Consider the following 21,194-nt stretch of genomic DNA (forward strand, 5'->3'; position numbering starts at 1 on the left):
CGGCACTGGACCCGCTCACGCAGGCAGCACCGGCATCCTCGATCAACCCCGCAATACTGTGCTCAAGCGCACGGATCTGAGGCGCCGCAGGTCAAACGGCCAGCAGCGCCTCAGATCAAACGACAGCGGACAGCCAGATCAAAATGTCGCCGCTAAAGCGCAGGGGCGGGTGCGTGGTTGTGTCGTCGTCGTCATGACTTAACTCCTCGCTAGACAAGGTTGATGACCAACGCGGGGTGCACCAGCAGCACAACGCCAAGGATTACGAGCACCGCCCCCGTGACGCGCGTGAGCCAATCGCCGAAGGAGGCGACTCGCTCCAGCCAGATCACCACCGAGAGCGCCAGCATCCACGCCAATTGCATGGTGCCGAAGGCGATCATGACTACGAACAGCATCCAGCAGCTGCCCAGACAAAAGACGCCGTAGCGCCCACCGGCACGAAGCGCCCGGGCCGGGCTGTCGTGGTACTTGCCGCACGGCGGGGAAACCGACAATGGCCAGTAGCAGTGCCGCAGGCACGCTGCTTTCAGCGGCGTGAGCTGATAGATCCCGGCGGCCAGCGCTATGGCGCCGGCCAGGCGGCCGACCCACGGTGATCCGTGTGCCAGTGGCCCGTTGAGGTGGCTCCACGCCCAGAAGGCGGGGATCCCGGTGGCGCTCCACAGGGCCAGGTATCCGGCGACGAAGACGATCGCTGGAGCGGCGCTGCCGGTGGCGGCGCGGGCGTAGGCGCGAACGACGGGCAGGACCGCAGGAAGCATCATCGCGGCCATCATGGCCACCCACGCGATGAGGAAACCGGCGAACGACATCATTGGCGCGGTCTCCATGGGCATTCCTGGCTCGGTGTCCATAGACATGGCGTCGCCGGTCATGCTGACCACTGACCACCACCAGCCCACCCCCGCCACACCCAGCAGGGCGGCCGGCAACCACGCATCAGTCCATGACCACTCACGCATTTCGGTGCTGTTCATGGTCTAGTGGCCGGGACCGACGGTGGCGTCGGCATCCAGGTCGCTTTCCAGAATCCAGCACACCGTGGACTGGTCATGTTCGGTGGGCGCGGCGTGCGCCGCGTGGTCGAGAAGGGTCTGCAGGTGGCCTTCGAGGGCGACCAGTTCGGCGATCTGCGCGCGGACTTGGTCCAGACGGGTGTGCAGGACCTGTTGCACGTGCCCGCACGGCACCTCACCGCGGTCGTGGATCGCCAGGATTTGGCGCACCTTCTGCAAGGTCAGCCCGGCGGCTTGGCCCCGATGGATGAACCGCAGCCGATCCACGACCTCGGGCCCGTAGTCGCGGTACCCCGACGCCGTGCGTGCCGGTGGCGGGAGCAGCCCCGCGTTCTCGTAGAAGCGAATGGTTTTCGCGCTGGTATTGCTGAGTTTCGCTAGTTCGCCGATCTGCATGGAACCCATCCTTGACCTTCCACTGTACTGGAAGGTCAAGGATGGGTTCGTGTCGCTCCGCAGCGACCGTGGCCGACTGGTCACCGTTTGGCGGTGCAACGACGGGAAGGGAGTGCTTGGTATGGCGTGGCATGGGTTCTTGATGAAGGCGGCGCCCACGGTGGTAACCGGGGTGGTGGGGGTTGCGGCGTATGAGGCAGTGCGCACGGCCGTGGCGAAGGTTCCGTTGCGCACGGCAACCGTTGCTGTGACCGCGTGGGGCATCCGGGCCGCCCGCGAAGCGCAGCGCACGGCCGAAACGAACACGGAACAGATCCGATTGACGGTCGCCGACGTGGTTGCCGAGGCACGAGAGCGCGCCGGAGAGGACACCGAACCGGCGATCGTGACGAGCCCGGGCGACGGCCATGACGACTGAGGTCCTGCCGGCCGCCGACGCCACGGCGACGGTCGTATCGGACGCGTCCGGGCGGATGCGGCTGCGCATCACCGGATTTCATGTCGATGCGGTCCGGGCCGTCGCGATCGAGGAGACTCTGGCCACGGTGCCCGGTGTGCAGGCGGTGACGGCCTATCCGCGCACGGCATCGGTGGTGATCCAGTATTCGCCGCAGCGCTGCGACACCGCGGCCGTGCTGTCGGCGATCGGGCAAGCCGAGCACATCCCTGCAGAGTTGGTGCCCACCCGCGCCTCGCATTCCGGCGATGCCCGCACCCCCGGGGTGGTTCGCAAGGCCATCGGTGGACTCCGCCGATTGCTGGGCGCCCGGGCCGATAGCGACGCGCCGCGCGACACCGAGGGTAGTGGCGGTTGCGGGCAGGGACAGGGCGGTGCGTGCGGCACGGCGTCCTCGGGCGAGCTGAACAGGCGTGAGCAGCGGAACTGGTTGCGGCGGTTGCGGCTGGCCATGCCGTTGGCGCTGCTGGCGTCGGTGTCGACGATGGTGTTCGGCGCCTATCCGTGGGCGGGGTGGTTGGCGTTCGCGGCGACGGTACCGGTGCAATTCGTCGCCGGGTGGCCGTTCCTGCGCGGCGCGGTGCAACAGGCGCGGGCGGGAAGCGCCAACATGGACACGCTGATCACACTGGGCACATTGACCGCATTCGGCTACTCCACGTATGAGTTGTTCGCCGGTGGCGCACTGTTCTTCGAGACGGCGGCGCTGATCATTGCGTTCGTGGTGCTGGGTCGCTACTTCGAGGCCAGATCCACGAGCAAGGCGTCGGAGGCGATCGGCAAGCTTTTGGAGATGGGCGCCAAGGAAGCCTGCCTGCTCGTCGACGGGCAAGAAATTCTCGTGCCGGTTGATCAGGTACAAGTCGGAGACCTGGTACGGGTACGGCCTGGGGAGAAGATCCCGGTCGACGGCGAGATCACCGACGGGCGCGCCGCCGTCGATGAGTCAATGCTGACCGGCGAGTCCGTCCCGGTCGAAAAATCGGTGGGCGACCGTGTTGCCGGTGCGACGGTCAACATCGACGGGCTGCTGACCGTGCGCGCCACCGCCGTCGGCGCCGATACCGCACTGGCGCAGATTGTGCGCCTGGTCGAGCAGGCACAGGGCGGCAAGGCCCCCGTGCAGCGACTGGCTGACCGCGTCTCGGCGGTGTTCGTCCCGGCCGTCGTCGGGGTTGCCGCGGTGACATTTGCCGGGTGGACGCTGATCGCCGCCAACCCGGTCGCCGGTATGACCGCCGCGGTCGCGGTGCTGATCATCGCATGCCCCTGTGCGCTGGGCCTGGCCACCCCGACGGCGATCACGGTCGGCACCGGCCGCGGCGCGGAACTGGGGATCCTGGTCAAAGGCGGCGAGGTAATGGAAGCCTCGAAGAAGATCGACACCGTGGTCTTCGACAAAACCGGCACGCTGACCCGCGCCCAGATGCGGGTCACCGATGTGATTGCCGGCAAGCGGCGCCAGCCCAATCTGGTGCTGCGAATCGCCGCCGCGGTCGAGTCGGGCTCCGAGCACCCCATCGGCACAGCGATCGTCGCGGCCGCGCGCGAGCTGGGGTTGCAGATTCCGGCCACGACGGCGTTCACCAGCCTCGCCGGCCACGGGGTGCGGGCCCAGATCGACGGCCGCACCGTGCTGGTCGGACGTCGCACACTTGTCGACGATCACGATTTGGTTCTGCCTGAGCACCTTTCTGCGGCGGCCGCCGAACTCGAAGAGCAAGGCCGCACCGCGGTGTTCGTCGGCCGCGACGACCACGTTGTGGGCGTGCTCGCCGTCGCTGACACGGTCAAGGACGACGCCGCCGACGTGGTCGCTCAACTGCAAGCCATGGGCCTGCAGGTCGCCATGATCACCGGCGACAACGCCCGCACGGCCGCCGCGATCGCCACGCAGGTCGGCATCGATCACGTCCTGGCTGAGGTGCTGCCGCAGGACAAGGTCACCGAAATCGAGCGGCTACAAGACCAGGGGCGGGTGGTCGCGATGGTGGGCGACGGCGTCAACGACGCCCCCGCGCTGGTGCAGGCCGATCTGGGCATCGCGATCGGCACCGGCACCGACGTGGCCATCGAGGCCTCCGACATCACGCTGATGTCCGACCGGCTCGACGGTGTTGTGGAGGCGATCGCGCTCTCCCGGCAGACCCTGCGCACCATCCACCAGAACCTTGGCTGGGCCTTCGGCTACAACACCGCCGCGATCCCCCTAGCCGCACTCGGTCTGCTCAACCCGATCATCGCGGGAGCGGCGATGGGGCTCTCCTCGGTCAGCGTGGTCACCAACTCGCTGCGGCTACGCCGCTTCGGCCGCCACACCCGACAAGGATCGCCCCAGACCGCCCACATGGTGGACATCCCAGATAGCGCGACGTGGGATTCGTGAAGCCAGTAGGTATGCCACAACATCGGCGCTCATTCACCCCGCAGTATCGAGTCACGGCCGCGCACATGGTGATCGACGGGCAGCGGCGAGTCGCTGAGGTAGCCCGCCAGCTAAACGTGGACACGAGCCTGCTGCATACATGGGTGCGCGATGAGCGGTGGCTGATGTCCCAGGCCCGCAGCGGTGACGGCCAGCGGCCAGATGTCGCTGGCGAACAGCCGCTTTCGGTCCAGGAGCGAGCGGATTTGGTCCGGCTAGGGCAGACCGCAGCCGAGCAGGCGCAAGAAATGGCCGGCATAGACGCGTCTCGGCACACTTTGCGACCGCAGCAGCGGCGAGCCGCGGCTTGAACTCGCCGCAAGGGAGTGCGCCTGCCACGGCGTACCCGAAATCGCCGAGCTACCGGGCGCGTCGAACTCCGGCTGCAACTGTCACCGGGTCGCGAAAATTGACCCACCTGAGATGCTAATGACGGGTGTTGGGAGACCGTGGGATGCGGATTGAGAATCTGAGCAGCCCGGGCTGTCCGAACGCGGCAACGGCCCATGAAATGCTGGTCGACTGTTTGGCCGTGGTCGGGATCAACACGGCGATCGTTGAGCGGGTCGGACCCTTTCCGTCACCGTCGATACTGATTGACGGCACCGATGTGATGCGTCCCGATCGGCCGCCGACGGGTGACGTCTGTCGGTTGGATCTGCCCAGCCGTGACGTCATACTGACCGCGCTGCGACGGGCGATTGCGGCCGAAAGCTAGTGGCCGCGAGGAGCGTACATGTTCACGGCAACGCCGGCCAGGAAAACCAGGGGCGCCAAGCACGTCCCAGCGGCCGGGTCGGAACCCCTCGAGGGCCATACCCCACGCCAGCGAGCCGCCGACGAACACGCCTCCCCGTAGGCGGCCAGGATCCGGCCTATTTACCTCAGATCAGATGACAAACCACCCGCAACAGGATCGCCATTTGATCTGAGGCACCGCAGGTCAGACGCCCGCACCTGCCTCAGATAGAACGACAACGGACACTGGTGGTCGTCGTCGCGATCGTCGGAGCAATTGTCAAATCCTGTGGATCTACGCCGATTCGCACGCATGCGTTGGGGCCATTCGGCGGCCATCGGTCCGGATCACACCCTGCGTTTCGGAAAACCAAGGCTGATACGCCGAGTGCGACGCGGCAGGGTTCGCCTGGCTTGTAGGAACACGCCAGGCACCGTGTTCGCCAGATCCGACCGACTCCTGGCGAAACCACGAAGTGCACAATAGAACGACCAGACTTGACGGGGAGTAGGGACTTTCGGCATCCACGCCAGCTCGTCCGTGATCCGGGCCCGGCTGCGCGCACAGGTCGACCTGCATCAGATCAGATGACAAACCACCCGCAACAGGATCGCCATTTGATCTGAGGCACCGCAGGTCAGACGCCCGCACCTGCCTCAGATAGAACGACAACGGACAGCGCGAATCAGTAGTTCGTGCAGCGACGTTCGCATTGCCAGAGCGGTCAGGTGCAGCAGTTCGGGTCCAGTGCCGTGCACAGCGCCTGCAGCGCCTCCGGGCGTATCCGGTGGAATACGTTCATCCCGCGCCGGTCCGAGGTCACCAGCCCGGCGTTGCGCAACTGGGTCAAGTGGTGGCTTATCGTCGACTCGCTCAAGTCCAGAGCTGCGGCCAGCTCGCCGGAAATCTCCTCGCCGGTGGCCGCGCCGAACAAGTACGAAACGATCTTGACCCGCGCAGGATCGGCTAAAGCCTTGAGTCGCAACGCGATCTGTAACGCATCGGCATCGCTCAGCGGGCCCGAGGCCACCGGAGCGCAACACACCGGTGCGGTCATGTCGATCACCGGCAAGGCTTTGGGCATGTCCGTATTCTGCCACAGATATTGACATATGTCGAAAAGGTGAGCATGCTGGGTCTCGCCCACCGGTTCGATATATGTCTCACTACCTAAGGCGATTGTCATGTCCCGCATTCAGCTCGCCCTCAACGTCGACGACCTCGACGCCGCAATCACGTTCTACTCCAAGCTGTTTCACACCGAGCCGGCCAAGGTCAAGCCCGGCTACGCCAACTTTGCGATCGCCGACCCGCCACTGAAGCTGGTGCTGCTGGAGAACCGCGGCCACGGCGGCACCCTCAACCACCTGGGTGTCGAGGTGGCCACCAGTGATGCCGTACACGACGAGATCGCCCGACTGGGCGAAGCGGGCCTGTTCACCGAAGAAGAGATCGGCACCACCTGTTGCTTCGCCACGCAGGACAAGGTCTGGGTGACCGGCCCCGGCAACGAGCGCTGGGAGATCTACACCAAACTGGCCGACACCGAGGAATTTGGGGCCGGCACGCAGCGGGGCGAGGACACAACGCAACCGGCGTGTTGTGGCACCACCCAGGCGGAAAGCCGATGACCGACAGCACCACCGCAGTCCACCCCGCGGCGGCACGGCTTTCCACCCTGGACCGCCTGCTGCCGCTCTGGATCGGCCTGGCCATGGCCGCCGGCCTGAGCTTGGGGCGACTCATCCCCGGACTGGGCAACGCGCTCAGTGTCGTGCAGATCGACGGAATCTCGCTGCCGATCGCGGCCGGGCTGCTGATCATGATGTATCCGGTACTGGCCAAGGTCCGCTACGACCGCCTCGACACCGTCACCTCCGATCGCCGACTGCTCGTGAGTTCCCTGGTGCTCAACTGGGTACTTGGCCCGGCGGTCATGTTCGCGCTGGCCTGGCTGCTGCTGGCCGATCTGCCCGAATACCGCACCGGCCTGATCGTGGTCGGTTTGGCCCGCTGCATCGCCATGGTCATCATCTGGAACGACTTGGCCCGCGGCGACCGAGAAGCCGCCGCCGTCCTTGTCGCACTGAATTCGATCTTCCAAGTCGTCATGTTCGCCGCCATGGGATGGTTCTACTTGGCGGTGCTACCCGGATGGCTGGGCTTGCCCCAAACCAGCATCGAGGTCTCCCCCTGGCAGATCGCGAAATCCGTGGCGATCTTCCTGGGCATCCCGTTGGTCGCCGGTTACCTGTCCCGACGCATCGGGGAACAAGCCAAAGGCCGCAACTGGTATGAGGCCCGGTTCCTGCCGCGGATCGGCCCGTGGGCGCTGTATGGACTGTTGTTCACGATCGTGGTTCTCTTTGCGCTGCAAGGCGATCAGATCACCCACCAACCGCTCGACGTCATCCGTATCGCCGTCCCGCTGCTCGCCTACTTCGCAATCATGTGGGGCGGCGGCTACCTGCTCGGGGCCGCGCTGGGCTTGGGGTATGCCCGTACCACGACCCTGGCGTTCACCGCCGCAGGCAACAACTTTGAACTCGCCATCGCAGTGGCGATCGCCACCTGGGGCGCCACCAGCGGCCAAGCACTGGCAGGTGTGGTCGGCCCCCTGATCGAAGTCCCCGTACTGGTTGCCCTGGTCTACGCTTCGCTGGCCCTGCAGTCGAACTTCGCCCTGGCGAATTTGGCGGATAACGCTGGCTAGGCATGACCAGGCTGCAAGGCTGGTGCAGTGTCGGAAGCGGCAACCAACGGCCACTCGACGGGCTTCGATGACGCCTCCATGGCGGTGTCCCCCGTCTATTGGGACCACGGGCAGACCAGCGAGCCCTCGGCACGCCCCGGGAGTGCAGCGGTGAGACGCGCGAACTGGCTGGGTCTGGCCGCCGCGGCCACACCCTTGGTGGCGGCCGGCGTGGCCGGGGCCCGCGAGGTTGTGCGCGCCGATGCGGCGCGCCGGCGAGGCGTCACCACGCGCAACGGGGTGCCGGTGCCGGAGCCGTCGATCGGGCTCGGGGTGGCCGCGGCCGTCGACACGCTGTTGGCAGCTCCGATGCCGCTGCTGTCGTCGCTCGGGGCAGCGGAGCACTACACGCTGGCATCGGCCGAACTCGACGCCGCTGTCCGCTACTACGGTGACGCCGGTTGGCTTGATGCCCCCCAGCTTCGGCACCGGCGCCCGAACGCGCCGGGCGCCGTTGCCATCAAAGCCCTTTCGCCCGAGATGGACCTCGCCCGTTTCGACAGTGGATGGCGACCAGAGGCGGGTGAGCCCGGCGGCGAGCGCTGGCTGACGTTCCGCGCCAACGAACGGGTGCCGGTCCGGTTGCTGCGCCACCCCGGCGCGCCCCGGCCGTGGCTGGTCGTCGTCCACGGACAAGGGATGGGACGCCCGTCCGACGTCAAGATGCTGCACGTGCGCCGGATCCACGACCAACTCGGCGTCAACGTCGCACTGCCCGTCCTGCCGCTACACGGACCACGCTCCTGCGGCCTCTCCCCTGCACGGCAGTTCGCGTCCAACGTCTTCGCGACGAACAACGTCCTGGGACTCACCCAGGCGGTGTGGGATGTCCGCCGACTCCTGCAGTGGCTGCGCGAAGACCAGCGGGCGCCATCGGTCGGCCTGCTCGGGGTTTCGCTGGGCTCGTACGTCATCAATCTGCTGTCGACCCTCGAGGGCGACCTGGCCTGCCTCATCGCCGTCGTCCCGACCGACGACCTGGCCGCGTCGATGCGCAACGCTGCGCCGGTCACGCCGGCGAAACGCCGACTGCACCGCAAGGTGCACGACCACCGCTCGGTGCTCGTGCACCGGGTCGTCTCGCCGCTTGCCAGACCGTGCCTGGTAGCCCACCAGCGGCGCCACATCGTTGCGGGACAGGTGGACCGGATCGCCCCGCCGCGCGGTGCTGCCCAACTCTGGCGGCACTGGGACGAGCCGTCGATCGCGTGGTGCCCACGCGGGCACCTCACCGCGTGGCACGGGACGGCCTACGATGACCACATCGCTTCGTTCCTCACCTCGTCTGGGCTGCGACACCAATCCTGAGATGCTGAGGAGGGATCATGCGCCAGCTTTCCAGTGCTGACTGGACGATGGTGTCACTGGACACCGCAACCGCCCACAACACCATCGGCATCGTCGGGATCTACGACCCCTCGACGCGTAGCGGATCTCGCACGGGGGCGCACGACCCGGTCACCCACGAGGCGGTGCTCGACTACATCGGTGCACGCCTCCACGTCGCCGAGAGCTTTCGGGAACGGCTCATCCACGTGCCGTTCGGGCTTGACCGGCCCTGGTGGATCCGAGACGGCGACTTCGACCTGGAATACCACGTCCGGCACATCGCCCTGCCGCGGCCCGGAACCTGGCGGCAGCTGTGCACCCAGATCGCACGCATCCACGCCCGGCCTCTGGACCTCACCAGGCCACCCTGGGAGCTGTACCTGATCGACGGGCTCGACGGGGTCGACCGCCTGCCGCAGGGCGCCTTCGCGGTATTCCTGCGCGTGCACCACGCCGCCATCGACGGTGTCGCCGGCGCGGAGATCCTCACCGCGATCCACAGTCACGAGCCAGACGAGGGCCCACCGCCGGTGCCGGAGGACTACCAGTGGGAGCCGGACACCGTCCCGTCGGACCTCAGCCTCCTGACCCGCGCTGCGCTGCACGGTGCCACCCGGCCGGTCGACATACTGCGGCAGGTCCGCAAGGTGGCGCCCCAACTGCCCGCGCTGGTATCCGACACCCGCGACCCGGCCGTGACATCGCCGGCGTCGCTGCCCAAGGCGACCCGGTTCAATCAGGTCGTGTCGCCCCACCGCGTGTTCGGCACCGCCTACACGACGCTGGACGTCCTCAAGGAGATCCGCACCGCGCTGCCGGACGCAACGATCAACGACGTCGGTGTCGCCATCGTCGGCGGGGCAATCCGCCGCTACCTCCTGGACAAGGGCGAATTGCCCGACGAGGCCATGGTGGCGATGATGCCGATCTCGATCCGGCCGACGGCCACCCGCGCCAGCGGCACAAAGAGTTCGGCGACCAGCACCGAGACCAGCGGCAATGAGTATTCGATCGCGCCCATCACGATGGCGACCGACGAAGCCGACCCGCTCGACCGGCTCGCGCGCATCGTGACATCGACCGCGCACGTCAAGGACTCGGGTGCCCACCCCGTCCGCGCGCTCATGGCGATGTCGGAGGAGGCGTTCGGCGGGCTGATGGGCACTGTGCAGCGGGCCGCCGTGCGCGCCCTGAGCCGGCGTGGGCGCACCGTCGCCGCCCACACCCTGGTGAGTAATGTCCCCGGACCGCTCACCCCGATGTACTTCTGCGGCGCCCAGATGGTCGACACCACCGGCCTCGGGCCGGTGCTCGACGGCATGGGCCTCAACAACGGCATCGGCAGCTACGGCAATCGCGTGACCTTCTGCTTCACCGCCGACCGCAAGGCCATCCCGGACCCCGAGGTCTACGAGCAGTGTCTGAGCGGCGCCGTCACGGAGTTGCTCGATGCCGCCCGCGCGCACCACGGCTGACCGCAACGGCCGCAAGAAGTCGTCCGCCCTGGCACCCTGCCTAATTCTGACTGTGACTTCGCCCATTCGACCTGCCCGAGGCGCTTTGTTGTGCTCGGGCGGGATAGGCTCTATCAGGCTGGGGGGCGTCTCTGGTTACCTAAAGGGGGCGTGATGCCGAGGCACTTGACCGAGGTGGAGATTCGCACAGAATTGGAACCGGTTGCGGCGACCAACGTCAACCGACACGAGTCGGTAGCGCCGCGATGGAATCCGCATGACTACGTTCCCTGGGATCGTGGCCGTAATTTTGCGCGTACGGTGTGGTGCCGACTGGTCGCCCGAGCAGTCGCAGCTCAGCGATGTCGCCCGAGCGGCGATGATCACCAATCTGCTCACCGAGGACAACCTTCCGTCGTATCACCGTGAGGCGGCGGAACACTTCTCCCTCGACGACGCCTGGGGGGCCTGGGTCGGTCGTTGGACCGCCGAGGAGAACCGGCACGGGATCGCGCTGCGGGACTATCTGGTGGTCACGCGCGCGGTCGACCCAGTGGAGTTGGAGCAGGCACGTATGCAGCACGTGGCCAACGGATTCGGGGCCACTGCCGAAGAAGAGGCACGGCACAAGACCGACTTCCTGCTGTCGATCGCCTATGTGACGTTCCAGGAGCTGGCCACCCGGGTGAGCCACCGCAACACCGGCAAGGTGTGTAACGACCCGATCGCAGATCAGTTGCTGAAACGTATTGCCGCGGACGAGAACCTGCATATGATCTTCTACCGCAATGTCTGCGGTGCGGCCTTGGATCTAGTGCCCGATCAAGCGCTGGAGGCGGTTGCCGATGTCGTGGAGCACTTTCGGATGCCGGGTCAGGGCATGCCGAACTTCCGACGTAACGGGGTGCTGATGGCCAAACACGGGATCTACGACCCGCGTCAGCATCTCGACGAAGTCGTACGACCGACTCTGCGCAAGTGGCGGATCTTCGAGCGTGACGATTTTTCGTTCCAGGGTGAACAACGCCGTGAACAGCTGGCTACGTATCTGGAAGGTCTTGAGCGCCAGGTGATCCGGTTCGAGGAACAACGCGATCGGCGTCTCGCCCGTGCCGAGCGAAACAGAGAGGTGAAAGCCGGGTAGCGAACCGCACGCGGCTGGGTGAACAGCGCCACGACAGGCGTATCTACCCGGCCTACTGTGGTTGGTATGACCCCAGACACCCAACCCGCCGCCCTCGCGCCCGAACTCGACGTTGCCGAGTGGATCGGTCAACCCTCTCCCCTGGCATCGCTACGAGGTCGCGTCGTGCTGGTCGAGACTTTTCAGATGCTTTGCCCGGGCTGCATCCGCTACGGCCTGCCGCAGGCCCAGCGGGTGCATCGAATGTTCCCGGAGACCGCGGTCATCGGTCTGCACACGGTGTTCGAGCATCACGAGGTGACAGGCCCCGAGGCGCTGAAGGTCTTCCTGTCCGAGTTCGGTATTCATTTTCCGGCCGGAATCGACCGCCACGAAGATGGCAACTCGATGCCGGTGACCATGCGGCGTTACGGCTTGCAGGGCACTCCGTCGACCCTGGTGATCGATCGGGCCGGGCGGCTACGGTTCCAACACCTCGGTGCCATCGACGATCTGGCCCTCGGGATTCTGCTCGGCCAGCTACATGCCGAGAGTGCCGACAGCCCACCTCAGGGCAGCTAGACCTCACTCCAGCTCAGCGGTTCCGTCCGCAGTGACGGCAACCTTCGCCCCGGCGATGTCCTCGCGGACACTGGCCGCAGCCTGCGACGCGTCGGCGATCACCGCCAGTGCCCGGCTGCCGCTCGGCGTGCGAACCGCGACGAACACCTTCTCGGGCTCACCGTCGCGGCTGAACGGCGTGGCCCAGGTCTCCAGGGTGCCGGTGCCCGACCAGCCGTCTTCGGCCACCACGGTCGGCTCCGCGTCGACCGTGGATTGCACATCCTCCCAACGGAATTCGTGTTCCGGCGGCTGCGCGCTGTAGACGCCGAAACTATGCTTCGACAGGTAGCCGCCGTTGGCGGTGATCAGCCCGATCTGCCCGGGGTTGGCCGTGAGCCGCTCGGCCATGGTCGCGATCGAATGCGAGACGTAGTTGTTCCATGGTCCGCCCGCGAACGTCAGCCCGCCGGTGACCGTCAACGGACGCCGCGGGTCGTCCAAGGCCAGCCCAAGCTCGTTGGCGGCCACCTGCACCGCCGACGGGAAGCACGAGTACACGTCGACGGCCGCAAGATCGTCAACGCCGACGCCCGCCAGCTCCAGCGCCCGGCGGCCGGCGATCCGGATCGCCGGTGACGCGGCGAACGAAGCCCGCTCGCCGATCAGATAGGTGTCGTGGGCGTCGGTGCCGGCGTGCGGGAAAACCCAGCGCTCCCTGGGGATCCCCAGTGCAGTGGCCTTCTCGACTGAGGTCAGGATCAAGGCGGCGCCCTGATCGACCATGTTGTTGGAGTTCATCAGCTTGGTGTAGGGCCAGCTGATCATCCGGTTCGTTCGCCCAGGCTGCCAGATCTCCTCAGCCGGCACCGCCTGGCGGCTCCAGGCGTGCAGATTGCCCTGTGCCACCTCGCTGAACCGCGACCACAGTTCACCGATCCGGCGCCGGTGAGCATCGCTGGACTCCCCCGCCTCGATCCGCAGCGCCTGCTCGAACATCGGATAGACGTGCGACGGCGCGACCAGGCCGATCCGCAGCTCGGCCGGACCGGCCATCTCGAACTCGGGGTCACTGGGTGCCGTCGGCACCGAGTCGTCCTGCTCGGTCCCGGTGAGCCGCTCGCCCCGGGCCTTCAATCTGCTTCGAGTGCGCCAGGTTTCACCCCCGGCGATCAGCACCACGTCGTTGCGGCCCTGCTGAATATCCAGGCAGGACCGGTTCACCAGCGACTGCGGCACGTTGCCGCCGACCGGGGTATAGCGCGTTGCGGCACCCGATGCGCCGATGCGCTGCGCCAGCAGCAGGCCCGGGTCCCGGTAGCGCAACGACAACACGTTGACGATCCGCACGGAGTCGACGGCTGCGAGCACTCTGGCATCAGCTGCCGCGCGTGCCGCAGCCTCCATCAGGTCCAGTGGCTCGGCGCCGGGATTCTCCTCATGTTGATTGACCTGACCGTAGCCGACCAGCACCGGGGTTCTGGGGTTCATGCCCCACAGCTTGGCTGACTTCGGCCCGCGCTGTAAACGACCAGCGCGGAAACCCACCGGTGAGCGTTCGGCACATCTATAGGTGTCGCAATGTGCGCTTTACACCCGGCCGATACCGACGTTGCATTAGAGCGACACCAGGGAAGGGCGAACACCGATGACGATGAGCGTGGCCGAGCGCAGCGAACTGGCCGCCGCGGTCAAAGACCTCCTGGACGAACACTGCAGCGAGGCCCACGTACGCCGGATAATGGCCGGCGACCACGGATTCGATCCCGACCTCTGGAACAGGCTGGCCGCCCAGGGCGTGACCGGGCTGATCGTCGATGCCGAGTACGGCGGCGTGGGGCTGAGCGCCGAAGAACTGGAACTGGTCGCCGAGGTCACCGGTGCAGCCCTGCTGCCGGCCCCGTTCCTGTCCAGCGCGGTCTTCGCCACGGCGCTGATCCAGGCCGCCGGCACCGACGACGACAGGGCCCGGTTACTGCCGGCACTGGCCGACGGGACCTCGATCGCCACCGTCGCCGCTACCGGTTCGCGTGGCACCTGGGCGCCGGACGGGGTGTCGGTGCGGGCGGTCCGGGACGACGACGGCCATCTGCTGTCCGGCAGCGCCCGCTACGTGCTCGACGGGCAGGTCGCCGACGTGCTGCTGGTGATCGCCGCCGTTGATGACGGATTCGGCGTCTTCGAGATCACCCCGCAGGCGTCCGGTTTCGAGCGCACCGCGGCTACGGTGTTCGATCCGACGGTCCGGCTCTCGACGTTCACCTTCACCCAGACCCCGGCCCGACGCATCGGTGACGCCGGCTGGGATGCCGTCGAACATGCGCTGTCATGGGCGGTGATCGCGCTGGCCGGCGAACAGGCCGGCGGAGCCCGCCGCATCTTCGACATCACCGTCGACTACCTCAAGACCCGCATCCAGTTCGGCCGCCAGATCGGCAGCTTCCAGGCACTCAAACACATGGCGGCCGACCTGCTGTTGGAAGTCGAATCGGCGACCTCGGCCGCTCGACACGCCGCGCAGCGGTTCGCCACCGACCCCGACGACGCCGCCGGCGCGGTCGCGCTGGCCGGATTCGCCTGTGCGGAGGCCTATCACACCACGGCCATGCAGGCCATCCAGATGCACGGCGGTATCGGCTTCACCTGGGAGCACCCCGCTCATCTGTTCCTGCGGCGGGCCCGCACCGGCCGCCAACTGTTCGGCAGCTCACGGGATCACCGCGAACGCTACCTCGCCTCGAAGGGCGCCTGACATGACCACCGATACCGCACCGCATGCCGACGACCTGCGCGCCGAAGTGCGCGACTGGCTGGCCCGGAACTGGGCCCCGCTACCGTATTCGGCGGACCCCTGGGTGAGCTCACCGGAGCAGATCGCCTGGACCGAGAAGGTCCTCGACGCCGGATACGCCGCCCCCACCTACCCCACCGAATGGTTCGGGCGCGGCTACCCCCGACAGCTCGCAGGAGTGATTCAGCAGGAGTTCCGTGCCGTCAAGGCTCCGGGAGCCTGCCAGGACCGCTACAACATCCCGGCCAACACCCTGTTCGCGTTCGGCTCCGACGACCTCAAACATGCGCTGCTGCGTGACTTTCTGACCGGCCGGGCCCGAACGTGCCTGCTCTACAGCGAACCGGGAGCCGGATCGGATCTGGCCGGGGTGAGCGCCACCGCCGTGCGCGACGGCGACCGCTGGGTGGTCAACGGCCAGAAGGTGTGGACCTCCGGCGCGGCGACCTCCGAGTACGGCCTGCTGATCGCGCGCACCGACTGGGATGTGCCCAAGCACAAGGGCTTGAGCTTCTTCATGATCCCGATGCGCCAGCCCGGCATCGAGGTGCGGCCCCTGGTACAGATCACCGGGGAGTCGCACTTCAACGAGGTGTTCCTCTCCGATGCCACCGTGCCGCACGCCAACCTCCTTGGCGGGGAAGGAAACGGCTGGCGGGTGCTGCAGACCGCACTGGCCTACGAACGCTCCATCATGGGCGACGGCGGCCGCGGTTCGCGCAACAAGTCCAAGGCCGACAGCCTGGTCGAGCTGGCCCGCGCGCACGGCCGCCTCGACGACGCCGCGCTGCGCGAGCAGCTGGCAGGCGTCCTGGCGTTGCGGGAACTCAACCAGCTCAACAACGCCCGCGCCAAAGCCACCACCGGCCAGGGCAGCTCGAGTTCGATCATGTCGCTGGGCAAGCTCGCGATGTCACGCATCCTGCACTCCGAGGCGGCGCTCAAGACCGAGATCATCGGCGCGGAGTCACTGCTGGCGGGCCCGGACAACCCGGAGTCCGACGACGTGAACTTCCTGTCGCTCAACGCCTTCTTCACCTCGATCGGCGGCGGCACCGATCAGATCCAGCGCACCATCATCGGCGAACGGGTACTGGGCCTGCCCAAGGAACCCGAAGTCGACCGGGACATCCCGTTCCGGCAGGCCCGGCGGAGCTGACCGGTATGGCCTACGACCCGCCGTTGTCCGGCATCGAGATTCTCGATCTGTCCACCGGGCCGATGACCGAGGTCGCTCACCTGCTCGCCGATCTGGGCGCCCGTGTCACAGCGGTGCGACTGGCCGGCGTGACCGCCGACGACACCATCGGGCCCCACATCGACGCGGTCCCGATCGGCACCGCCATCACCCGAGCCGGCATCCCGACCCTCGACATCGAAACGGAAACACCGGTCGGCCAACGGACCTGGACGCAGCTGCTGGCAGGCGCCGACATCCTGATCGAGAACACCCGGCCCGGTTCGTCTGCCGAAGCTCTTCTGGCGATCCGGCAGATCCGGGTCCAGCATCCGTCCTTGGTGATCCTGTCGATCAGCGACTTCGGCCGGGACAGCAGCTATCGGTCCTGGCAGGCCACCACGCCGGTGCTGCACGCCTTGACCAGTGAACTGTCCCGGTCCGGCATTCCGGGCCGGGTGCCGCTGCTGCCGCCAGGGCAGAACCTGCCGTATCAGGTGGCGGCGGCTCAGGCGGCCCTGTTCGTCGTCAGCGTATATCTGGACCGGTTGCGTTGCGGCACCGGCGATCTGATCGATTTCTCGGTGCTCGAAGGCGCGATGCAGACGCTTGACCCACCGTTCGGCACCGCCGGCAGCGCCTCCGCGGGCGTGCCGGTGAGCGAACAGCAGCGCGACTGGGCCGCCGAACAACAGCGTTACCCCATCATCAGATGCAAGGACGGCCATGTCCGGATCTGCCTGCTGGCAAAGCGCCAGTGGCAGGGCATGTTCGAGTGGATGGGATGCCCCGAGGAGTTCGCCGACCCGCGGTTCAACAGCCTGCGCGAACGAGTCGCCTCGGCCGAGTTGTTCTCCGCGATCGAGAAGTTCTGCGCCGAGCAGACCCGCGCGGAACTCGAACTCGCCGGGCAGCGTCACCGGGTCCCCACCGCGGCCGTGCTCACCTTGGCCGAAGCGCTGGCCACCGAACAGGTTGCCGCACGCGGATTCCTGCGGGATACGCAGCTTGCGCCGGGGTTGGAGGCCCCCGTGCCGGTGGGCATCGTCGAGATCGACGGACACCGCGCCAGCAGAGCACACGACGCCAGAAGGCGCCCCCGGCTCCGCGATGCGGCCACAGAGCACGCACCCGGTGACCACGGTCTCCCCCTGGAGGGGCTGCGGGTACTGGACCTGGGCGTCATCGTCGTCGGCAGCGACACCGGACGGCTGCTGGCCGACCTCGGCGCCGACGTCGTCAAGATCGAGAACTCCGCCTTCCCCGACGGGCTGCGTTTCAGCCTGACCAGGATGACCCAGACCTACGCCGCCGGGCACCGCAACAAACGGTCGATCGGAATCGACCTGCGCACCGACGAAGGCCGAGCGCTGGCACATCGCCTGGCCGAACAGTCCGACGTCGTGCTCACCAACTTCAAACCCGGTGTGGCGCAAGCGCTCGGGATGGACCACGCGACACTTCACACGATCAACCCCGGCATCGTGGTGGTCGACAGTTCCGCCTACGGGCCCACCGGACCGTGGGCGGCACGGCTGGGCTACGGCCCGCTGGTGCGCGCCAAGGCGGGCTTCACCGAACTGTGGAAGTACCCGGCAGATCCCGACACCTTCTGCGACACCGTCACCGTCTACCCCGACCACGTGGCCGCACGTATCGGTGCCCTGAGCGCGGTGGCACTGCTATTGCGCCGCGAACGCAGCGGCACCGGCGGATCGGCCAGCATCGCCCAATCCGAGGTGATGCTCAGCCACCTGGCCGCCGAGATCGCCGGCGAAGTGCTGACCACCCACGGCCACACCCCCACCGAGCCGACAGCCCAGGACGCGCCGTGGGGAATCTTTCCCGCCAACGGCGACGACGCCTGGGTCGCGGTCACCGTTCGCGACGACGCCGATTGGGCGGCGTTGTGCGAGGTGATGGGCGACACCGAACTGCGCAACGACCCCGACCTGCAAACCCGGGCCGGCCGGGATCGTCACCGCTGCCGGATCGACGAGGCCGTTGCCGGCTGGACAACCCGGCACACCCCCACCGGCGCGATGGGTCACCTGCAGGCCGCCGGCGTACCGGCCGGCGCGGTCCTTCATGCCGTCGAGGTACCGGAATGGGACTACTACGTCGAGCGACGCGATTTCCGCGAGGAACTCCACCCGCGCGCCACGGTGCCCTTTATGGTGGAGAACGTGCAGATCCACTCCGACCGTATCGCCGATCCCCCACTCGGGCAGGCGCCACTGCTCGGGGAGCAGACCCGCGAGATCGCGTCGGAACTGCTGGATCTCGACGACGAACAGATCGACGACCTTATCGGCCGCGGTGTTCTGGAAGTTCCTGCGGTGGAGGCGCATTCGGGGCGCTGACCAGCCCGAGCGCGAGCTGATGGAGATCGACTTCACCCGACTGCGGTACTTCGTGGCTGTCGCCGAAGAACTTCATTTCAAACGCGCCGCCGACCGCCTGATGATCACCCCACCGCCGCTGAGCAAACAGATCAAGGTGCTGGAACGCGAACTGGGCGGGCCGCTGTTCGAGCGGACCTACCACGACGTGCGGCTGACCCGGCTGGGCGAACAACTGCTGGGCCCGGCACGCGAGATCCTGCGCCAAGTCGAGGATCTCAAGAGTCTCGCATCGCGAATCACCCAGGCACCCAGCCCGATTCGGATCGGTGCCACCGCCTATGCCCCCTCGGATTTTCTCGCCAGGCTGGAGACCGCGGTCGCCGACCTGCCGATATCGACCGAGTTCGGTGTGCCCGGCTCGGCCGCCGAAGTCACCGCCAAACTGGTCTCGGGCAACATCGACCTCGGCTTGATTCACCTGCCGACCACAGACAAACGTCTTCGCTACCGGGTGGTGGCCAGCTACCCGGGCGCCGCCGCGGTCCGGTTCGACGATCCCCTGGCAGAGCATTCCGTCATCGCGATCGAGGACCTGCGTGACCGCGACGTCGTGATCGACTTCGCCCGGCCCAATCCCGTGGTGCTGGCGCAGATGACGCGCGGACTCAACGCGCGAGGCGTCACCCGAATCGTGCGGGCGGTCAATCAGCTGGGCGGCGAGTTGGAGATGGCCACCCAGGTGTTCAATCGGCACCTGGTCGCCCTGCTCAGCTACGCACCCGCCTCGGCGATCGGCAGGATCTTCTCCCCACCGGAGTTCAAACTGATCCGCATCGACGAGAGCACCTGGCCGCCGGTCAAGATCGCGTTGGCCTGGGCGCCTGACCGCTTGGGTGACCCCGCCGGCATCGAGGCCCTGGCGGAGCGGTTGGCGGGCACCCTGGCGTCGTCGCGCGACCCCGCCTGAGCCCGGCCCGAACTTTACAAAAACACCTCAAACTGTCACGCTTGCGCCCGAGACAGCCGCGTCGACACAACGAGGAGTCAACTGGTGGCGCACACCGAATTCTCCGGCCGCACCCTGGTGATCTCCGGCGCAAGCCGGGGTATCGGACTGGCGATCGGCCTGGGCGCCGCGCGACTGGGCGCCAACGTGGTGCTGCTGGCCAAGACCGCCGAACCGCACCCCCGACTGCCCGGAACCGTGCACACCGCCGCCGCCGACATCGAAGCCGCCGGCGGCAAAGCACTGGCCGTCGTCGGCGACGTGCGCAACGAGGACGACGTCCAGCGTGCCATCGACGCCGCCGTCGACCGATTCGGCGGCATCGACATCTGCGTGAACAACGCCAGCGCGATCGCCGTCGAACCCACCGAGCAGCTGTCGGCCAAGAAGTTCGATCTCATGCAGGACATCAACGTGCGCGGCACCTTCCTGCTGACCAAGGCGTGCCTGCCGCACCTGCGGCGCTCGGCGGCCCCGCATGTGGTGACGATCGCTCCCCCGCTCAACATGAACCCGTACTGGCTGGGTATTCACCCCTCCTACACGCTGTCCAAGTACGGGATGACGCTGCTGTCGCTGGGCTGGGCAGCCGAATACGCCGACGCCGGAATCGCTTTCAGCTGTCTGTGGCCAGAGACCTACATCGCCACCTCCGCGGTGGCCAACTCACCCGGCGCCGACGAGCTGATCGGCAAGTCACGGAGCCCGCGGATCATGGCCGACGCCGCCGTGGAGATCCTGCGGCGCCGCGCCGCCGAGGTGACCGGCCAGTGCTTCATCGACGCCGATGTGCTCACCGAGGCCGGCGTGACGGACTTCTCCGGCTACGGCGGCGGCACCGAGCCACTGATCGACTTCTTTCTGGACCGGCCCGCTACCGCGTAGCACTCCAGCGCCCAGCGTCGTCGGCGTCGCACCGATCGGTCCCGCTCAGCGCAGATAGACCTCGTCGCCGCTGGGGTATCCGCCACCGGTGGTGGTGACGTGAACGTGGTCGTAATGCCCGTAGCCGCCGCGCTGCGCCCCGCCGCCGGGCGTGTAGTAGACGCCGCGCCAGATGGCGTCCTGGATGCCGAACCGACCCGCGTTCTCCATCACGTAGGCCACGATCGAGTCGCCGAGCGCGATGCCCTCGGCGCTACCGGGGTTGGGGATCATGACGTCGAGCGCCAGCCCGTTGGGGTGCCAACGCAGTGCGTCGGCGCGTACGCCGCCGATCTGGTGGATACCCGGGAAGGCGTCGCTGATGCTGCGTGCCGCCTGGATCGTTCTGACCTGTAGGCCGCGCTCGGGCGCGACGCCGGCGGGCAGGAACCGGGAGACCATCCGCGTCCGCGATGCGGCAGCAATCTCGGCAGGTGAGCCCCGCTCCAGGTAGTCGGCGGGCGCCGCGACCAGCTGCATTCCGCCGGGCGATTCGACCTCAGCAACCACCGGCGCGGCTTCGCTGGAAACGGCGGGATGAGCACTGCCGCCCACAGCAAAGAAAACGGCTGCTGGTGCGATGACGATAGCCCACAATGCCGAAGACTTCCGGCGCTGGCTGGCAAACTCGTGTCGGCCCACGACTGATATGTAGGGAAGTTTGTCAAGGGCAGGGTGAAGCGGCGGCCACGACCG

The 21,194-nt window shown here is 67.3% G+C and carries 19 protein-coding genes and 2 pseudogenes; 15 read left to right on the plus strand and 6 right to left on the minus strand.

Annotated elements, in window-relative coordinates; translation table 11 throughout:
* Nucleotides 1–209: 209 nt before the first annotated feature.
* Both K6T84_RS22290 and K6T84_RS22295 read right to left on the minus strand, forming a co-directional pair.
* The gene (locus K6T84_RS22290; RefSeq protein WP_007170247.1) at nucleotides 210–980 is read right to left on the minus strand and encodes a DUF2182 domain-containing protein; all 771 of its coding nucleotides are present in this window, start codon (nucleotides 978–980) and stop codon (nucleotides 210–212) included.
* A gap of 3 nt (nucleotides 981–983) precedes the next feature.
* Nucleotides 984–1,415, minus strand: a complete 432-nt coding sequence (locus tag K6T84_RS22295) for a heavy metal-responsive transcriptional regulator (RefSeq protein ID WP_007170246.1) — start codon at nucleotides 1,413–1,415, stop codon at nucleotides 984–986.
* Nucleotides 1,416–1,536: 121 nt separating this feature from the next.
* On the opposite strand from K6T84_RS22295, the gene K6T84_RS22300 reads away from it, so the two are divergent.
* The 4 genes from K6T84_RS22300 (at nucleotide 1,537) to K6T84_RS22310 (ending at nucleotide 5,015) form a co-directional block, all read left to right on the plus strand.
* Nucleotides 1,537–1,833 carry a DUF1490 family protein gene (locus K6T84_RS22300; protein WP_033718771.1) on the plus strand — a complete coding sequence of 99 codons (297 nt, stop codon included), beginning with the start codon at nucleotides 1,537–1,539 and terminating at the stop codon, nucleotides 1,831–1,833.
* A gap of 55 nt (nucleotides 1,834–1,888) precedes the next feature.
* A complete protein-coding gene (locus K6T84_RS22305) occupies nucleotides 1,889–4,258 on the plus strand; it encodes a copper-translocating P-type ATPase (RefSeq protein ID WP_109469971.1) in 2,370 nt (789 codons plus the stop codon).
* Between the two features lie 11 nt (nucleotides 4,259–4,269).
* On the plus strand, nucleotides 4,270–4,608 hold the full coding sequence (locus K6T84_RS23920; RefSeq protein WP_033718757.1) for a transposase: 339 nt from the start codon (nucleotides 4,270–4,272) through the stop codon (nucleotides 4,606–4,608).
* A gap of 143 nt (nucleotides 4,609–4,751) precedes the next feature.
* Nucleotides 4,752–5,015, plus strand: a complete 264-nt coding sequence (locus K6T84_RS22310; protein WP_068213758.1) for an alkylmercury lyase — start codon at nucleotides 4,752–4,754, stop codon at nucleotides 5,013–5,015.
* On the opposite strand, the pseudogene K6T84_RS22315 reads toward K6T84_RS22310, so the two are convergent.
* Both K6T84_RS22315 and K6T84_RS22320 read right to left on the minus strand, forming a co-directional pair.
* Nucleotides 5,012–5,173 (minus strand): annotated as a pseudogene (locus tag K6T84_RS22315) (YnfA family protein); the annotation flags it as partial. The gene K6T84_RS22310 and the pseudogene K6T84_RS22315 overlap by 4 nt on opposite strands.
* A 587-nt stretch (nucleotides 5,174–5,760) precedes the next feature.
* Nucleotides 5,761–6,120 (minus strand): Rv2640c family ArsR-like transcriptional regulator, encoded by a 360-nt coding sequence (locus K6T84_RS22320; RefSeq protein ID WP_224860258.1) that lies wholly within the window; start codon nucleotides 6,118–6,120, stop codon nucleotides 5,761–5,763.
* A 100-nt stretch (nucleotides 6,121–6,220) separates the two neighbouring features.
* Between K6T84_RS22320 and K6T84_RS22325 the strand changes: the two genes are divergently transcribed.
* The 6 genes and pseudogenes from K6T84_RS22325 (at nucleotide 6,221) to K6T84_RS22350 (ending at nucleotide 12,276) form a co-directional block, all read left to right on the plus strand.
* A complete protein-coding gene (locus K6T84_RS22325) occupies nucleotides 6,221–6,667 on the plus strand; it encodes an ArsI/CadI family heavy metal resistance metalloenzyme (RefSeq protein ID WP_224860260.1) in 447 nt (148 codons plus the stop codon).
* The gene (gene arsB, locus K6T84_RS22330) at nucleotides 6,664–7,749 is read left to right on the plus strand and encodes an ACR3 family arsenite efflux transporter (RefSeq protein ID WP_329786851.1); all 1,086 of its coding nucleotides are present in this window, start codon (nucleotides 6,664–6,666) and stop codon (nucleotides 7,747–7,749) included. Before K6T84_RS22325 ends, arsB begins: the two co-directional genes overlap by 4 nt.
* 27 nt (nucleotides 7,750–7,776) lie before the next feature.
* On the plus strand, nucleotides 7,777–9,096 hold the full coding sequence (locus tag K6T84_RS22335; protein ID WP_329786852.1) for an alpha/beta hydrolase: 1,320 nt from the start codon (nucleotides 7,777–7,779) through the stop codon (nucleotides 9,094–9,096).
* 17 nt (nucleotides 9,097–9,113) lie between these two features.
* The gene (locus K6T84_RS22340) at nucleotides 9,114–10,592 is read left to right on the plus strand and encodes a wax ester/triacylglycerol synthase family O-acyltransferase (RefSeq protein ID WP_329786853.1); all 1,479 of its coding nucleotides are present in this window, start codon (nucleotides 9,114–9,116) and stop codon (nucleotides 10,590–10,592) included.
* A 153-nt stretch (nucleotides 10,593–10,745) separates the two neighbouring features.
* Nucleotides 10,746–11,715, plus strand: a pseudogene (locus K6T84_RS22345) (acyl-ACP desaturase).
* 66 nt (nucleotides 11,716–11,781) lie between these two features.
* Nucleotides 11,782–12,276 carry a TlpA family protein disulfide reductase gene (locus K6T84_RS22350; RefSeq protein WP_329786854.1) on the plus strand — a complete coding sequence of 165 codons (495 nt, stop codon included), beginning with the start codon at nucleotides 11,782–11,784 and terminating at the stop codon, nucleotides 12,274–12,276.
* Nucleotides 12,277–12,279: 3 nt separating this feature from the next.
* Here K6T84_RS22350 and K6T84_RS22355 read toward each other — a convergent pair whose 3' ends face one another.
* Complete coding sequence (locus K6T84_RS22355) at nucleotides 12,280–13,746, minus strand: acetyl-CoA acetyltransferase (protein WP_329786855.1); 1,467 nt, start codon at nucleotides 13,744–13,746, stop codon at nucleotides 12,280–12,282.
* 157 nt (nucleotides 13,747–13,903) lie between these two features.
* Between K6T84_RS22355 and K6T84_RS22360 the strand changes: the two genes are divergently transcribed.
* The 5 genes from K6T84_RS22360 to K6T84_RS22380 all read left to right on the plus strand — a co-directional run bounded on the left by K6T84_RS22360 (nucleotide 13,904) and on the right by K6T84_RS22380 (nucleotide 20,459).
* Complete coding sequence (locus tag K6T84_RS22360) at nucleotides 13,904–15,007, plus strand: acyl-CoA dehydrogenase family protein (RefSeq protein WP_329786856.1); 1,104 nt, start codon at nucleotides 13,904–13,906, stop codon at nucleotides 15,005–15,007.
* Nucleotide 15,008: 1 nt separating this feature from the next.
* Nucleotides 15,009–16,205, plus strand: coding sequence for an acyl-CoA dehydrogenase family protein (locus K6T84_RS22365; RefSeq protein WP_329786857.1), 1,197 nt, complete (start codon nucleotides 15,009–15,011; stop codon nucleotides 16,203–16,205).
* Between the two features lie 5 nt (nucleotides 16,206–16,210).
* Complete coding sequence (locus tag K6T84_RS22370) at nucleotides 16,211–18,586, plus strand: CaiB/BaiF CoA-transferase family protein (RefSeq protein WP_329786858.1); 2,376 nt, start codon at nucleotides 16,211–16,213, stop codon at nucleotides 18,584–18,586.
* Nucleotides 18,587–18,605: 19 nt separating this feature from the next.
* Nucleotides 18,606–19,535 (plus strand): LysR family transcriptional regulator, encoded by a 930-nt coding sequence (locus K6T84_RS22375; protein WP_329786859.1) that lies wholly within the window; start codon nucleotides 18,606–18,608, stop codon nucleotides 19,533–19,535.
* Between the two features lie 84 nt (nucleotides 19,536–19,619).
* Nucleotides 19,620–20,459: an SDR family oxidoreductase gene (locus K6T84_RS22380; protein WP_329786860.1), complete on the plus strand. Its 840-nt coding sequence runs from the start codon at nucleotides 19,620–19,622 to the stop codon at nucleotides 20,457–20,459.
* Nucleotides 20,460–20,504: 45 nt separating this feature from the next.
* Here K6T84_RS22380 and K6T84_RS22385 read toward each other — a convergent pair whose 3' ends face one another.
* Nucleotides 20,505–21,140 (minus strand): VldE C-terminal domain-containing protein, encoded by a 636-nt coding sequence (locus K6T84_RS22385; protein ID WP_224860283.1) that lies wholly within the window; start codon nucleotides 21,138–21,140, stop codon nucleotides 20,505–20,507.
* Between the last annotated feature and the right edge of the window lie 54 nt (nucleotides 21,141–21,194).

Origin of the sequence: Mycobacterium zoologicum, assembly GCF_020181635.2 — a bacterium.
GTDB classification, from domain to species: domain Bacteria; phylum Actinomycetota; class Actinomycetes; order Mycobacteriales; family Mycobacteriaceae; genus Mycobacterium; species Mycobacterium zoologicum.

Bases quoted from the DNA above. Each gene is read 5' to 3' on its own strand.
- K6T84_RS22290 (WP_007170247.1), bottom strand. From the start codon at position 980: ATGAACAGCACCGAAATGCGTGAGTGGTCATGGACTGATGCGTGGTTG.
- K6T84_RS22295 (WP_007170246.1), bottom strand. From the start codon at position 1,415: ATGCAGATCGGCGAACTAGCGAAACTCAGCAATACCAGCGCGAAAACC.
- K6T84_RS22300 (WP_033718771.1), top strand. From the start codon at position 1,537: ATGGCGTGGCATGGGTTCTTGATGAAGGCGGCGCCCACGGTGGTAACC.
- K6T84_RS22305 (WP_109469971.1), top strand. From the start codon at position 1,889: ATGCGGCTGCGCATCACCGGATTTCATGTCGATGCGGTCCGGGCCGTC.
- K6T84_RS23920 (WP_033718757.1), top strand. From the start codon at position 4,270: ATGCCACAACATCGGCGCTCATTCACCCCGCAGTATCGAGTCACGGCC.
- K6T84_RS22310 (WP_068213758.1), top strand. From the start codon at position 4,752: ATGCGGATTGAGAATCTGAGCAGCCCGGGCTGTCCGAACGCGGCAACG.
- K6T84_RS22320 (WP_224860258.1), bottom strand. From the start codon at position 6,120: ATGCCCAAAGCCTTGCCGGTGATCGACATGACCGCACCGGTGTGTTGC.
- K6T84_RS22325 (WP_224860260.1), top strand. From the start codon at position 6,221: ATGTCCCGCATTCAGCTCGCCCTCAACGTCGACGACCTCGACGCCGCA.
- arsB (WP_329786851.1), top strand. From the start codon at position 6,664: ATGACCGACAGCACCACCGCAGTCCACCCCGCGGCGGCACGGCTTTCC.
- K6T84_RS22340 (WP_329786853.1), top strand. From the start codon at position 9,114: ATGCGCCAGCTTTCCAGTGCTGACTGGACGATGGTGTCACTGGACACC.
- K6T84_RS22350 (WP_329786854.1), top strand. From the start codon at position 11,782: ATGACCCCAGACACCCAACCCGCCGCCCTCGCGCCCGAACTCGACGTT.
- K6T84_RS22355 (WP_329786855.1), bottom strand. From the start codon at position 13,746: ATGAACCCCAGAACCCCGGTGCTGGTCGGCTACGGTCAGGTCAATCAA.
- K6T84_RS22360 (WP_329786856.1), top strand. From the start codon at position 13,904: ATGACGATGAGCGTGGCCGAGCGCAGCGAACTGGCCGCCGCGGTCAAA.
- K6T84_RS22365 (WP_329786857.1), top strand. From the start codon at position 15,009: ATGACCACCGATACCGCACCGCATGCCGACGACCTGCGCGCCGAAGTG.
- K6T84_RS22370 (WP_329786858.1), top strand. From the start codon at position 16,211: ATGGCCTACGACCCGCCGTTGTCCGGCATCGAGATTCTCGATCTGTCC.
- K6T84_RS22375 (WP_329786859.1), top strand. From the start codon at position 18,606: ATGGAGATCGACTTCACCCGACTGCGGTACTTCGTGGCTGTCGCCGAA.